14 protein-coding genes are annotated in these 13,352 nt (G+C 63.0%); all 14 read left to right on the forward strand.

What is annotated here, in order from left to right:
- Positions 1–8: 8 nt before the first annotated feature.
- The 14 genes from GH656_RS14960 to GH656_RS15025 all read left to right on the forward strand — a co-directional run bounded on the left by GH656_RS14960 (position 9) and on the right by GH656_RS15025 (position 13,327).
- Entirely contained in the window at positions 9–398 is a 390-nt protein-coding gene (locus GH656_RS14960; RefSeq protein WP_153076860.1) for a hypothetical protein, read from the forward strand.
- Entirely contained in the window at positions 395–727 is a 333-nt protein-coding gene (locus GH656_RS14965) for a phage tail assembly protein T (RefSeq protein ID WP_153076861.1), read from the forward strand. Before GH656_RS14960 ends, GH656_RS14965 begins: the two co-directional genes overlap by 4 nt.
- Positions 720–1,154 carry an HK97-gp10 family putative phage morphogenesis protein gene (locus GH656_RS14970; RefSeq protein WP_153076862.1) on the forward strand — a complete coding sequence of 145 codons (435 nt, stop codon included), beginning with the start codon at positions 720–722 and terminating at the stop codon, positions 1,152–1,154. Before GH656_RS14965 ends, GH656_RS14970 begins: the two co-directional genes overlap by 8 nt.
- Positions 1,144–3,858, forward strand: a complete 2,715-nt coding sequence (locus GH656_RS14975) for a phage tail tape measure protein (RefSeq protein WP_153076863.1) — start codon at positions 1,144–1,146, stop codon at positions 3,856–3,858. The genes GH656_RS14970 and GH656_RS14975 overlap by 11 nt, the downstream gene beginning before the upstream one ends.
- Before the next feature lie 82 nt (positions 3,859–3,940).
- Entirely contained in the window at positions 3,941–4,285 is a 345-nt protein-coding gene (locus tag GH656_RS14980; protein WP_153076864.1) for a phage tail protein, read from the forward strand.
- Positions 4,282–5,613: a tail fiber domain-containing protein gene (locus GH656_RS14985; protein WP_153076865.1), complete on the forward strand. Its 1,332-nt coding sequence runs from the start codon at positions 4,282–4,284 to the stop codon at positions 5,611–5,613. The genes GH656_RS14980 and GH656_RS14985 overlap by 4 nt, the downstream gene beginning before the upstream one ends.
- Positions 5,603–6,304, forward strand: coding sequence for a phage minor tail protein L (locus GH656_RS14990; RefSeq protein WP_153076866.1), 702 nt, complete (start codon positions 5,603–5,605; stop codon positions 6,302–6,304). The genes GH656_RS14985 and GH656_RS14990 overlap by 11 nt, the downstream gene beginning before the upstream one ends.
- Before the next feature lie 2 nt (positions 6,305–6,306).
- Complete coding sequence (locus tag GH656_RS14995) at positions 6,307–7,035, forward strand: C40 family peptidase (RefSeq protein ID WP_153076867.1); 729 nt, start codon at positions 6,307–6,309, stop codon at positions 7,033–7,035.
- Positions 7,032–7,613, forward strand: a complete 582-nt coding sequence (locus tag GH656_RS15000) for a tail assembly protein (protein ID WP_153076868.1) — start codon at positions 7,032–7,034, stop codon at positions 7,611–7,613. The genes GH656_RS14995 and GH656_RS15000 overlap by 4 nt, the downstream gene beginning before the upstream one ends.
- A 74-nt stretch (positions 7,614–7,687) precedes the next feature.
- The gene (locus GH656_RS15005; RefSeq protein WP_425495885.1) at positions 7,688–10,957 is read left to right on the forward strand and encodes a TipJ family phage tail tip protein; all 3,270 of its coding nucleotides are present in this window, start codon (positions 7,688–7,690) and stop codon (positions 10,955–10,957) included.
- Positions 10,958–10,977: 20 nt separating this feature from the next.
- A complete protein-coding gene (locus GH656_RS15010) occupies positions 10,978–11,274 on the forward strand; it encodes a hypothetical protein (protein WP_246184327.1) in 297 nt (98 codons plus the stop codon).
- Between the two features lie 17 nt (positions 11,275–11,291).
- Positions 11,292–12,020, forward strand: a complete 729-nt coding sequence (locus GH656_RS15015) for a hypothetical protein (RefSeq protein ID WP_153076871.1) — start codon at positions 11,292–11,294, stop codon at positions 12,018–12,020.
- A gap of 112 nt (positions 12,021–12,132) precedes the next feature.
- Complete coding sequence (locus GH656_RS15020) at positions 12,133–12,915, forward strand: hypothetical protein (RefSeq protein WP_153076872.1); 783 nt, start codon at positions 12,133–12,135, stop codon at positions 12,913–12,915.
- A gap of 46 nt (positions 12,916–12,961) precedes the next feature.
- A complete protein-coding gene (locus GH656_RS15025) occupies positions 12,962–13,327 on the forward strand; it encodes a lysis system i-spanin subunit Rz (RefSeq protein ID WP_174769798.1) in 366 nt (121 codons plus the stop codon).
- The last annotated feature ends 25 nt before the right edge of the window (positions 13,328–13,352 follow it).

The following is a 13,352-nucleotide window of genomic DNA, read 5'->3' on the forward strand; positions in this document are numbered from 1 at the left end:
GAAGAGAGATGCTATCGAAAGAACAGCTGCTGGCCGCAGCGGCAACCACAGCGGAGTGCGTCACGGTGCCTGGTGTTGGTGAGCTGCGCATCAGGGTGATGGATGGCATTGCCCGGGACAGATTGCAAAAAACGTTACAGACGCAGGGCACGAGTGACAGCGTCTATTTCTCGGCGGTGATTATCGCTAGCGTGGTAGACGGGAACGATGATCCGATGTTTGCGGAAAGCGATCTTGATGAGCTTCGCACGCGCAGCGCCGATGTCATTCGTGCGATTGGTCTCGCATGCAGCAAGGTCAACGCGCTGGGCGGGGAGTCTGTGCAGGACGCGGAAAAAAACTCCGGTGCCATCCCGAGCAGCTCTTCTGGCACCGGCTCGCACTCGGTCTCGGCATGAGCGTGGCCCGTGCGAAGCGGGAGATCGACAGCGTCGAGTTTGCCGACTGGATGGCGTACTACAGCATTGAGCCGTGGGGCGAGCGTATTGCGGACGTGCGCATGGGCGTTATGGCGTCAACGATGGCAAACGTGTACCGGGACCCACAAAGCGCACCCCTCAGGCCTGCTGACTTTATCCCCTGGGCGGCTGAACCGGTTCAGCCCCTGGTGTTTGCGGACCGGCGCGACCAGGCAGTGTTTGTCGCGCTTGCGGTGTTTGGCGTGGACATCACTAAAACGCGTGGGCGGGGCAAGACATTCACGCTCAAACGGGGCGGACATGGCTAGTGCGTTCGAAATCGCCAATCCGGCGGCGCTGACGGATTATCTGGACCGGCTGGAGACGGTGGGTGGCGAGTCGGCGTTACGCCAGGCGGCCGTTGCTGGCGCGCGCGTGATCTTTAATGAAGTGAAGCTGCGCGCGCCTGCCGGCACGTCATCTGCGCGCAAAGGCCAGGCGCACGCGGCGGGGACGTTGCGCGACGCGATGCTCATTGCGTATGACAGGGAGGCGTCGGTTGACGGGCATCTGGCGATGTACCTGGTGACCTGGTCAAAAGAGGCGTTCTATGGCCGGTTTGTCGAGTTCGGTACATCGAAAATGGCCGCCCAGCCGTTTCTGCGGCCCGGTTACGAAGCGAAGAAAGGTGAGGCGGCGAGGGCGATGATGGACGTGATCGAAAAACTGGCCAGGGAGGCCGCGCGTGGCCAATGAAACCGTGGTTCGGATCGGCGCGGATTCCAGCGGGTACACGACCGGGATCGAGAAGGCCCGGAGATCGGCGAAGGCGTTCATTGCTGACCAGTCGGAGCTTGCCCGGCGCACGCGCGTGGCACAGGGCGCGATGGCGGAGGCGGCCGAGAATGGTTCAAATGCTAGTGCCCGGGCGGTCAAAAGCTTTACGGACGCGCTCCTTAAAAACGCGGCGACGGCGGGAAAAACCCGCGCCGAGATCTTGCAGATGCGCGCGGCGAATCTTGGCCTGGCCGACTCGGTCAAGCCGTACATCGAGCAGATCGCAAAAGCGTCGGCGCACACGCACGGCTTCAGCCTGGCGTCTGCGGGTGCGAAGCGCGAGCTGCTGGTGCTGGGCCACGAGCTGTCGCAGGGTAACGTCAAACAGTTCGCGGGCTCGATGCTGGTGATGGCTGAGCGCACGGGTGCGTTTGCGAGCCTTCTCAACCCGGCGGTGCTGGCGGCTGGCGCGTTTGCCGGGGTGCTTGCCATGGCGGCTCACGCGACGTTTGCCGCAAGGGAAGCGCTGGCCAGCTATGGCGAGACCGTTGAAACAGTCTCGCGGCAAACTGGCATCTCGACTGACGGGGTGCAGCGCTTTGGGTTTGCGGCAAAAACGGCAGGCGTTGAAACCCGGGACGCCGCCGCGGCGCTGGGCGAACTGGGGAAAGCGCAAAACGGGGCGCAGCACGGCAACAGGGATGCGGCGGCGGCATTTAACGCGGTAGGCATCTCGCTGTCCGATGTCAGGAAATCGTCACCGGAGCAGCTGCTAGGCCGAATCGCCGATGCATTCTCGAAGAGCGCGGCCGGTGCCGGAAAGGCCGCGGTGGCCAATGAGCTGTTCGGCACATCGGGAAAGGATCTGATCCCGCTGCTGGATCAGGGCTCAGCGCATCTGGATGCGCTCGCTGAGACGGCTGGACGGGTTGGTGCGGTCCTGTCGGCGAACACGATTGCGCAGCTCGCGGCGCTTCAGGAGCAGCTGGCGTTGTCGCACGCAAAAATGGACGCCATGACGCTGTCGGCCAGGACACGCCTGCTGCCGGCGATCATCAGTCTGACGGACGCGCTGGCGGATAACGTGGCGTTGCAGCCGCTGATGAATGATTTTTATACCGGCATTGGCGTCATCGTGAAAGCGGCGGCGAGCGCCGTTTCGCTGCTGGTGGTGGGGTTCCAGCAGGTGAGTGAGGCGATGGCGACGACGGCGGTGGTGGCGGGTTACGCGATGACTCGTCAGTTCAGGCTGGCATCGGCCGCCGCGCAAGCCGGTTACGCGAATTTTAGGGCGCAGGGCCAGGGCTACGCGGACTTTATGGCGAAGCTGTGGGGCAACGCCGTGCCGGCGGCTCCGCACGCAGGGGTGGCGGTGGGACATATTAATTTTTTGAAGGGCGCAGCGGGGGGCGGCAAGGATCATCATCCAGGCCGCAGCGCGTCGCTTCTTGAGCAGGCGAAGCAGGCTCAGGCGGTGCTGGAGCAGTCGCTGTCTGGGCAGGAGAAGCTTACCGGGTGGGCGGCCAGAGAGGTTGAGCTGCGCGCGGAGATCGACGGGTATGCGGGCAAGACATTAACCAGAACCCAGCAATCGGTGCTCGCAAGCAAGGAGGCGCTGCTGACCCAGTACGCACAGAACGCGTCACTCGAGCAGCAGCTGGAACAGCGTGGGCGCAGTGAAAAAATGAACTCAGATGCGTATGAAACGAACGCGAAGATTCTGGCGCAGAGCGACGCGCTTGCAGAGCGTCACCGCATTGAGCTTTCCACGCTGGGGCTTGGCACGCAGGAGCGTGAACGCCAGATTGAGCTCCTGAGGATCGAGACGGACCGGCAAAAGGAGCTGCTGGGCTGGCAAAAGAAGGCGGTTGAACTGAAGCTGGATGGCTCAGGCGCAGATGGTGATGAGCGTGCGGCGATCAACCGCCGGTTTGATGCACGCCGCGACGAGCAGCGAAGCTTTAACGCCAGCCGTGACCTGGCGCGGGGCGACTGGATGAGCGGTGCCAAAAGCGGGCTGCAGGACATCATCGACAAAACGAATGACCTGTCCGCGGCAGCCAGTGGTGCTGCTCAAAACGCCATCAACGGCCTGGGTGACGCAATCGCCAGCTTTGCTACAACGGGCAAGATGAGTTTCGGGGCGTTTGCAAAATCGGTCATCGCGAGCCTGATCAAAGTGCAGGCGCAGGCGCTGATTGCGCGCGCGGCGCTCAGCATGTTCGGCTACGCGTCGGGCGGTTCCGTGTCGATGTTCGCTCCTGCCGTGACGGCTGCTACGGGTGGGCTGATTACTGGCCCGGGAAGCGGCACGAGCGACAGTATTCCGGCGCGGCTGTCGAATGGCGAGTTTGTGATGAACGCGGCGGCGGTCAGACGGCTTGGCGCATCAAATTTGATGGCAATGAATAGCGGTGAGGTGGTTCACAGCATGGCCCGTTACGCGACGGGCGGACTGGTGGGTGCCGCGTCGCCGGGCGCGTCTGCGGCGAGCGTCCCGTCCATCTCGGTGCCGATTTCAGTCAGCGTGGCCAGCAGCACTGGCAGCACCAGCAGCCCTGGCCGTGATTCGCCGGACGGGACACCCTTCGTCGGCCGCCATCTGGCGGAAGCGCTGCGCCAGGCTGTGCTGAAAGAGCTGGTCATCCAGAAGCGGCCAAACGGGCTGCTGTGGCGGGCGTAACCGGGTTGAAGTGAGTGGAAATGAGTTGGAAGTCGAACCTGTAAAGCCCGCCGCGTGCGGGCTTTTTTACTGGGACATCGCAATGACAGAAACGTTTGGCTGGTCGCCCGCGCCGGGGCCGCAGGGTGAGACCACATTTGCCGTGCGCCGGGCCCAGTTTGGCGACGGTTACGCGCAACGCGTGCCTGATGGCATCAACAGCCGGTCTGACTCGTGGCCTGTGACATTTACCGGGTCGAGAGAAAAAATCGAAGGCATCAAGGCGTTCCTTGACCGGCACGCTGGAGCGAGCGCTTTTTTCTGGACCCCGCCGCTGGGCAGCGGCGCGCTATTTGTCTGCAGCAGGTACAGCCCGGTTGCGCATACGGCCGGTACGTTCGCGCTGAGTGCGACGTTTGAGCAGACGTTTAACCCGGGGGCACGATGAGTGAGCTCCAGACTATCAATATTGGCCGCACGCTTGATGGCCGGGACGGTGACCCGAACCGCGTTGCGTCAATCAAGACAAATCTCAATACCGACATTTTGCGCACGCAGGCGGCGCTGGGCTCGACTGCGGTGCTGACGGGTGATGGGGCGCTGGGCGTCGAGCATGTCGGGCGTCGGGTGAATATCAGCCTTGCGGTGCCGGGCACACTGCGGCTGCCTGCGATTCGCGATATTCCGGACCCTGACGCGGTGGTCTGGCTGCGCAACCTTGGCTCGACGCCGGTGACGCTGGCGGCGGCTCAGGGTACGGCCGACGGGGTGGGGCTCGAGCAGCTCGGTGCGTACGAAACGGCGCTGCTCGACGGGTTCGGCGGGGCGTGGAATGTACTGATGCGCAGCCGTCCACGCGTGGCAGACGAGCGCGTCACCGGCACGCTCTCGGTGGGGGGCGATGTGCATGCCGGAGGCGAGGTGCGGGCTGACGGTGATGTGCGGGTGGGCGGTGCGGCCCGGGTTGCCGGCGCGCTTGAGGTTGCGGGTGGCGTCATTTCGCAGTCGTCGACCAGCTATAGGCTGACATGCGGGAAATTCAGCACGATGCTGCGCAACGACGGGAGCGACTTTTATCTGCTGCAGAGCGCGGAAGGAGACGTCGACGGGGGCTACAACGATTACCGGCCGTTTTCCTGGAACCTGAAGAGTGGCCGTGTGCGCATCAGCCAGTCAGGGCAGGCAACGGACTTTGGTGGCGACATCATCACGCCAGCGGTGCTCGGTGCACGGCAGCTACGGGTCACAGGTCATGCAAGCAGTGCTTATGATGGTGCCAATGTCTGGGCCGATGGTGCGGATGGGGCCGGGTATATCGGAATCAGCGGCTTTAACCGGTCGGCCGCGGTGCAGCTGCAGCTGCAGTCCTCGTCGGTGCTGTCGTTTGTCGACTGGCGGGCGGCGTCGTACGTGCCCATTATCTGTGCGTCGGTGACCCAGGCCTCAGACGCGCGGCTCAAGAAAAATATTGAGACGATCACGGGTGCGATGGATCTGCTTCGCCCGCTGCGCGGGGTGTACTACGAGCCCGCGACCGGGCCCGACTCAGCCCGGCAGGTTGGGGTGATCGCGCAGGAGATTAAAAAAACGTTGCCCGAACTGGTGCACGAGCTGGGTATGAGCGGAGAGGATGGCACGCCGCTGCTCGGGGTGCGCTATCAGAACATGGTCGCGCCGCTGCTTCAGGGGCTGCTGGAAACCGATGCTGCGCTGAGTGCTGCGCTTGAGAGGATCGCCGCACTCGAAGCGCGGCCGGAGACGAACCATGCCAGTTAAGACGGGTATTCAGGCCGATGTTCAGGCGCTTGAGCCGGGCGCGAAGGTGCGCCTGTACGAGCTCGATGCGAGCGGCATTGGCGGCCAGATCGCGCGCTTTCACGCGCATCGCACAGCCGGGCCGATCACGTGGCAGGGCCTCGTGTATTCCCCGTGGCCAGTAGACGCCGAGGGTTTCCAGCGCACCAGTGCGGGCACGCAGCCGTCACCGACGCTGCGCGTGGGCAACGTCGACGGCTCGATCTCGTCGCTGTGCCTCGCGCTCGGCGACCTGGTGGGCGCGAAGCTTGTCCGCCGCGAGACGCTGGCGAAGTATCTCGATGCGGTGAATTTCCCGCAGGGCAATCCGTCAGCAGACCCTGCTGAAGAGCTGCGGCCTGAAGCGTGGCGCATCGAGAGGAAATCCCGTTCAGACAGCGAGGTGGTGGAGTTTGAACTCGCGTCACCGCTGGACTTTGATGGCGAACAACTGCCGCGTCGCCAGATCGTGCCGAACCTTTGCAGCTTCCAGTACCGCAGCGCGGAGTGCGGCTACACCGGTGGCCCGGTGGCTGATGTGAACAACCAGCCGACCGGTGACGCGGCAAAGGACCGGTGCAGTAACGCGCTGACAGGCTGCCGCCTGCGTTTCGGTGCAAACAACCCTCTCCCGTTCGGCGGATTTCCCGCGGCGGGGCTCATTAGAACCTGAGCATGAAACAGACAACGCTGGACGCGATTCGCGATCACGCGATTCGCGTGTATCCGCGCGAGTGCTGCGGGCTCGTCGTGATCGTGCTGGGGCGCGAGCGGTATATCGAGTGCCGCAACACGGCGAGCGGCACCGACAGCTTCATTCTGCCCGCTGACGAATACGCCGCGGCTGAAGAGTCGGGCGCGATCACCGCAATCGTTCACTCGCACCCGGACGCATCGGGCGAGCCGTCGGAGGCGGACCGGGTCGCATGCGAAGCGTCCGGGCTGCCGTGGCATATCGCCGAAGTACGCTGCAATGACAGTGGCGAGCGGGTGGTGACGCGGATGACCATGATTGAGCCCTCGGGCTACGCCGCGCCGCTGGTGGGCCGCAGCTTCGCACACGGGGTGCTCGACTGCTACACGCTGGTCCGTGACTGGTATCGCATCGAGCGGGGCGTCACGTTGCCGAATTTCCAGCGGACTGGTAACTGGTGGAACGCGGGCGAGGACCTGTACGTGGAGAACTACGCCCGCGCCGGGTTTCGCGCATTGCGCGAGGGCGAGGAAATCGCGCCAGGCGACGTAATCCTGATGCAGGTTCGCGCACCGGTCGTGAACCACGCAGCGGTTTATCTGGGTGATGGATTAATGCTCCACCACCTGTACGGGCGGCTCTCGAGCCGCGACGTGTACGGCGGGTACTGGCTGGAGCACACCCGCGTCGTTTTGAGGTTCGAACCATGACCGAAGCGGTTCGCACGATTCGCCTTTACGGCACGCTGGGCACGCAGTTCGGGCGCGTGCACCGGCTGGTGGTGAATAGCCCGGCGCAGGCGGTGCGCGCGCTGTGCATTCTGGTTCCGGGCTTTGAGCGTGCGCTTATGCAAAGCCGCGAGCGGGGGTTGACCTATGCGGTCTTCACGGGCCGGCAAAACGTGCGCGCTGAACAGATGAAGTACCCCGGTGGCAGCGCCGACATCCGCATCGCGCCCCTCCTCCAGGGCTCGAAACAGGCGGGGCTGTTCCAGACGATTCTGGGCGCAGCGATGGCGGCGGTTGGCTACTACTTCGGCTGGACGGGGGTGGGTGCTATGGTCGGCAACATCGGCGTCGCAATGATGGCCGGTGGCATCCAGCAGCTGCTGTCGCCGCACCGGCTGGGCCTCTCCGTCAAAGACAGCGCACAGAACGAGGCGAGCTACGTGTTTAACGGTCCGGTCAACACCGAGGCGCAGGGAGGCTGCGTGCCGGTGCTTTATGGCGAGATGGAAATCGGCTCGGCAGTCGCGTCAGCCGGCATTTACGCGCAGGACCAGCTATGAGCGTGGTGATGGGCTTTAAAAGCGGTGGCGGTAGCGCGCATGGGCCAGCAGAATCACACGACTCGGCGCGCTCCATGTCCTGTGCGCGCGTGCTCGACATCCTGTCGGAAGGCGAAATTGAGGGGCTTTCAAATGGACTGCAGTCGGTCTATCTGAACGGCACGCCGTTGCAAAACGCGGATGGCTCGATCAATTTCCCGGGCACGACGCTGGATTTCAGGGCGGGGTCGCAGGACCAGGACTACATTCCCGGGTTTCCGGCAGTGGAGAGCGAAACCGGTGTGTCCGTTGAGCTGCGAGCGGATGTCCCGTATGCGCGGGCCGTGACCAACCCTGAGCTCTCCGCGCTCCGGGTGCGGCTGGCAACGCCGCAGTTCCAGCAGGTCAACCCGAAGACGGGGGACGTGACGGGCTGCCGGGTGGAGTACGTAATCGAGCTGGCAACCGATGGGGGCGCGTATCAGGTAGCGCTCAGTGCGGCGTTCGACTTCAAGGTCAGCGGCAAATATGAGCGCAGTCACCGGGTCAACCTGCCACCGGCGGAGCACGGCTGGATGCTGCGTATCCGGCGGCTTACTCAAAACGCTTCGAGCTCGACGGTCAGTGACAGGATGGCGGTTGAATCCATCACCGAGATCATTGATGCAAAACTGCGCTATCCGAACACTGCGCTGGCCGGGGTCCAGGTTGACGCCTCGCAGTTCCAGGGGGTGCCCACGCGCTCGTACCGTGTCCGCGGCCGTCGCATCCGCGTGCCGTCGAACTATGATCCCCAGCGGAGGGCGTACGCGGGCGTGTGGGACGGCACCTTCAGGATTGCGTGGACCGACAACCCGGCGTGGATTTACTACGATCTCGCGCTGCACCCGCGCTACGGCATGGGCCACCGCATCCGGGCGGACCAGCTCAACCGCTACGCGCTGTACCAGATCGGGCAGTACTGCGACGAGCTCGTTCCGGACGGAAAAGGCGGCATGGAGCCGCGCTTCACCTGCAACGTGTATCTCCAGCGGCGCGCTGACGCGAGCCGCGTGCTGCAGGATCTGGCGAGTGTGTTCCGGGGCGTGTCGTACTGGGCGTCGGGCAATATCGAAGCGGTTGCCGACATGCCCGTGGACCCGGTCTACACGTACACCGCTGGGAACGTGATCGGCGGGAAATTCGTGCTGCGGGGTACAGACAGAAAAGTGCGCTACACGAGCGCGTTGGTGTCGTGGAGCGATCCAGCGAATCGTTTCCGGCAGGCTGTCGAGTGCGTCGAAGACCGGGACGGCAAGATGCGCTACGGGCTGCGGCAGACTGAGCTCACCGCGTTCGGCTGCACGTCGCAGGGGCAAGCGCAGCGCGTCGGAAAATGGCTGCTGCTGACTGCGCGAATGGAAACGCAGGAAGTGTCGTTCGGTGTAGGTCTTGAGGGGGCGATTGCGCTGCCCGGCCAGGTGATCCGGATTGCGGACCCGGACCTGGCGGGCCGGCCCATCGGTGGGCGGGTCGCGGCGGTGAGCGCCCGCACGGTCACTGTGGACCGCGATCCCGTGGCCCGCGCCGGAGACTGGCTGATCGTGAATCTGCCGACGGGCTCCAGCGAAGTGCGCAGCATCGCGGCAGTTGACGGGCGAAACATCACGGTGGCGATGGACTGGACAACGGCTCCGCGCGCGGAAGCGGTCTGGGCCATCGAAAGTGACGACCTGGCGATTCCGGCGTACCGGGTCGTGTCGGTCACAGAGAAGCCCGGTGACGAATCGTTCGCGTTCGAGATCACGGCGGTTCAGCACGAGCCGGGCAAGTTCGATCACGTCGACTTTGGCACGAAAATCGAGCCCCGGCCCGTCACGGTTATCCCGCCATCGGTTCAGCCGGTGCCGGGTAATGTGGTGCTGAGCACGTTCTCGCGGATTGACCAGGGCATCGCGGTCACGGTGATGAACATAAGCTGGACGGCCGCGCCGTGCGCGGTGCAGTACGAGGTGTCGTGGCGCAAAGACAATGGTGAGTGGGTGCTGGCCGGGAAAACCGGCTCCGTGAATATCGAGGTGTCAGGCATTTACGCGGGCCAGTACATCGCGCGGGTGACAGCGATCAACGCGATGAATGTGCCGTCGCTACCGGCGTTCAGTGCGCTGACGGCGCTGCAGGGGAAGACGACGCCGCCTCCCGCGGTCACGTGGCTTCGCACGCACTCGCTGGTGTTCGGCATTGAGGTGGAGTGGGGCTTGCCGGAGGACGCGCCCGATACACAGCGCACCGAGCTCTGGTACAGCAGGACACCCCAGCGCGAGGTGGCAACGAAGCTGGGCGAGTTTGCGTATCCGCAGCACCGGTATTCGCTGCTGGACCTGCGCGCGGGCGCGTCGCTGTTCTTCTGGGCGCGGCTGGTGGACCGCTCGGGCAACGTCGGGCCGTGGTACCCGGATGGCGTGGGGGTGAACGGGCAGAGCAGCAGCGACGCGACGCCGGTTCTGGAATTCATCAAAGGGCAAATCACAAAAACTGAACTTGGACAGGACCTGCTCGGGCCCATCGAAGCCATCCCCGATATCAGAATGGCAGTGGCGGGTGTCGGTTCGCGCGTGGACGGCATTGAGGCATCGCTGTCGCCATCGATGGCGGGTGACGAGGGTGAGTACGCGGGCTCGAACGAGGTGTATGTCGGGGTGTGGTCAGAGCAGTCCACGCGAGCTGAGGCTGATCTGGCGCTGGCTCGCCGGGTTGATGTCACGACGGCGTCGATGGCATCGGCTGCGGCGAAGCTGGACGCGACGATTCAGACTGAAACCCGGGCGCGCGTCGAGGCGGACCGGGCCCAGGCGTCGCAGATCACGTCGATCCAGGCGGTCGTCAACGAGAACCGGGCGGCCGTCCAGACCGTTGCGCAAAGCTACGCGGACCTGAACGGGCGCGTGTCGGCGTCGTACCAGATCAAAACCCAGGTGTCGGCGAGTGGCAGGACGTATATCGCGGGGGTTGGCGTCGGGGTGAATAACGACAGCGGCGTGGTGGAGTCACAGGTGCTGGTGTCCGCCAGTCGCTTCGCGGTGATTGACCCGAACAGCGGCGCAGTCACGGCACCCTTCGTGATCCAGAACGGACAGACGTTTATTAACCAGGCGTTTATCGGCCATGGCTGGATTCAGAACGCGATGATCGGCGACGTGATTGAGTCCGCAACGACGGGTACCAACGGCCTGCCGCGATGGCGGCTCGATAAAAACGGTGGATTTCTGTTAAATGGCGCGGGCAGTGGAGATGGGTATATCACGCTCGACAGCTCGCTCATGCAGGTATTCAGTGGCAGCGGGGCCCGGCGCATGCGCATTGGCATCTGGAGGAAAGGGTCGTGAGTGAGGAGTGGATATGCGGGATGCAGATCTGGGACGAGCGCGGTAACGTGCTTTTTGATACGACAACCCGTGCCGGGCGGATCAGGAAAATGATTCACCTCAATGGGACGCCTGGGCGGGAGCCGCTTGATCTGGCGAAATCCGCAGGCAAGCCGTTCTGGTCATTCCAGCCCGATTTTATGTTCAGGCACATCAACCACGTGACACCCATTCCGATCATCACCCTGGATGAGCAGGGCGTGACGTGGCGCTATAGCGATGTAGCATCTGGCCCGTCAAATCCAGTCACGGGCTGGCTACTTGCAGGAGTGTTCTGATGCCTGCTGGCATAGAAGTGATTCACGATGACGGGTCTTTCCAGATCGACAATGAAAGCGTGCTGCTTCAACTGGTGAACCGGCAAAGCGCGGCAACAGGCGTGACGAGTCTGGCGACTGTCTATAACAATCAGGGGGCGCAGTTTTATGGGAAATTCTTCTGGTGCAAATTCACATTCACCGCTGAAAATCCGCTATTCGCCTTCACGGCCGATAACGGGGTGATGGTGACGCCGTGGAAATTTAACCGGAGCGGGGACGGAAAAATATTTACCGCCGAGTTTATTTCTGCGGCACCAACGACGATCCACTTTTTTGTGTTTGACCGGGCGAACCCCACGGACAGCGGCTTTGGCGCACAGCTTTTTACCGAGGATGGGACAAACCTGCTGTTTGATGCGTGTACACCGTTTGCGCAGGTGGTCGACGTGATTGAGGGTGCCTATATTGGCGGCGAAGGCTGGGATGGAACGGGCGGCACGACATTTCCCAGTGAAAACCGGCAGTCTAAGCAGTATGAGTTCCCGGTTCTCATCGCGGGGATGTGGCCAGCACATCACATGAACGGCGCGGGCAATGGCAATAGCGCGATGGATAGCTGTGTGATGTCGGCAGTTTCGATTTCTGGTGGTGATATTGCATGGGAATTTCACCGCTATTACTCACAGCAGGGGTTTTTTACCGGATTCAGGGAGTCCACCCGCTACCGGTTTATGGTTCTCAATGCGACGGGCATTGTTAACTGATTCGGTGTGCATAGAGTGGGTGTCAATCGCATGCATTGTTCGCGCACGCCAGGACCGCGGTGTGATAGATTTTTGCGCTGCATAAAACTACAAATTCACTGAGAGAAAAGTCGTGAAAAGAATACTTCCAGCCACAACGGTTTCGGCCATCCTTGCATCCCTCGTGCTGTCTGCCTGCGGCGGTGGGGGCGATTCAGGTACCCCGGCCACGAAACCTCTGGCGCTTTCGATGTATGGCGCGCCGATTATTTCCGCATCAAGCGGCGCTGTCGCGCGTGCCCAGGGCGTGCAGGGTAGCCAGAGCATGGCCGATGCGGAGGCGACTGCGCAGGCGCTAAAACGGGCGATTGAAGCCAATGGGCTGCCGGTCACGGTTACGCCGCGCGTGATGGATGGCACGACACTTCATCAGATCGTAATGGGCGAAAACAATGGACTGCCGCCGACGCCGGACCAGTTCAAAACGGACCCGAGTGAGTGGATGATTGTTAATTTCCAGCTCGACGATATGGTTAGCCGGGCTGATTCTCCAGGACAGGGCGAGGCGGCAGAACAGTTCGCCCGGGATCTGGCGGTGTTTGTCCAGCGAGCTGCCGTGGCTGGAAAGCGGGTGTCGGCTGTGATGCCCATGATGACTTGCGACGCGCCGACTGGATTCACGGCTGCCAATGCGCTTATCGCCGCGCTGACGATGGCGGCGAACAATTCCAGTCTCGGTATCGTTGGCGGAATTGGTAGTCCGCTGTGCGACGTTGACAGGGACGGGAAAGTGACGCCCGGTATTGATTTCGAGCACCTGGGTGCGGACTTGAGAACGCCCGATGCCTATCTGCTCAACGAGCAGATTCAGTCGATAGCCAACGCAATAGCGCCGAAGCCTGCCGCTACAAAATAGCCAGGCACGGAGCCGCAGCAAGCAACCCCGGTACGCGAGCGAGGCTGTGTCAGCAGCGGGTGCTGCGCAGCGGGAAACGGCGCGCGCAACCGCGGAGATTGGAGCACTCGAGAGCCAGTACCGGAGGGAAAATAGCGATGCGAAAAAGACAATGGATGCGTTGCGCGCCGACGTGCGTGCTGGTGCTGTGCGGCTGCGCGTCGCCGCACGCTGTGATTCAACCGGTGGCGGTGGCGTGCCCGGTGCTGGCAGCGCCTCCGCCGGAGCTGATGGAGACGGAAACGCCGAACTTGACGCAGCGAGTGCTGGCGCGCTTCTTGGCGTCGCGGCAGACGGAGACCGGGCTGCGCGCAAAGTAGCGGCGCTGCAGGCCTATGCGCGGGAAGCGCAGCGAGTGTGCGGCGGGCAATAGGTGGGCGAAAGGTGGTTGATGAACT

This window comes from Paraburkholderia bonniea, from assembly GCF_009455625.1.
GTDB classification, from domain to species: domain Bacteria; phylum Pseudomonadota; class Gammaproteobacteria; order Burkholderiales; family Burkholderiaceae; genus Paraburkholderia; species Paraburkholderia bonniea.

Bases quoted from the DNA above. Each gene is read 5' to 3' on its own strand.
- GH656_RS15000 (WP_153076868.1), top strand. From the start codon at position 7,032: ATGACCGAAGCGGTTCGCACGATTCGCCTTTACGGCACGCTGGGCACG.
- GH656_RS15005 (WP_425495885.1), top strand. From the start codon at position 7,688: ATGTCCTGTGCGCGCGTGCTCGACATCCTGTCGGAAGGCGAAATTGAG.
- GH656_RS14980 (WP_153076864.1), top strand. From the start codon at position 3,941: ATGACAGAAACGTTTGGCTGGTCGCCCGCGCCGGGGCCGCAGGGTGAG.
- GH656_RS14985 (WP_153076865.1), top strand. From the start codon at position 4,282: ATGAGTGAGCTCCAGACTATCAATATTGGCCGCACGCTTGATGGCCGG.
- GH656_RS14970 (WP_153076862.1), top strand. From the start codon at position 720: ATGGCTAGTGCGTTCGAAATCGCCAATCCGGCGGCGCTGACGGATTAT.
- GH656_RS15010 (WP_246184327.1), top strand. From the start codon at position 10,978: ATGCAGATCTGGGACGAGCGCGGTAACGTGCTTTTTGATACGACAACC.
- GH656_RS14990 (WP_153076866.1), top strand. From the start codon at position 5,603: ATGCCAGTTAAGACGGGTATTCAGGCCGATGTTCAGGCGCTTGAGCCG.
- GH656_RS14995 (WP_153076867.1), top strand. From the start codon at position 6,307: ATGAAACAGACAACGCTGGACGCGATTCGCGATCACGCGATTCGCGTG.
- GH656_RS14965 (WP_153076861.1), top strand. From the start codon at position 395: ATGAGCGTGGCCCGTGCGAAGCGGGAGATCGACAGCGTCGAGTTTGCC.
- GH656_RS14960 (WP_153076860.1), top strand. From the start codon at position 9: ATGCTATCGAAAGAACAGCTGCTGGCCGCAGCGGCAACCACAGCGGAG.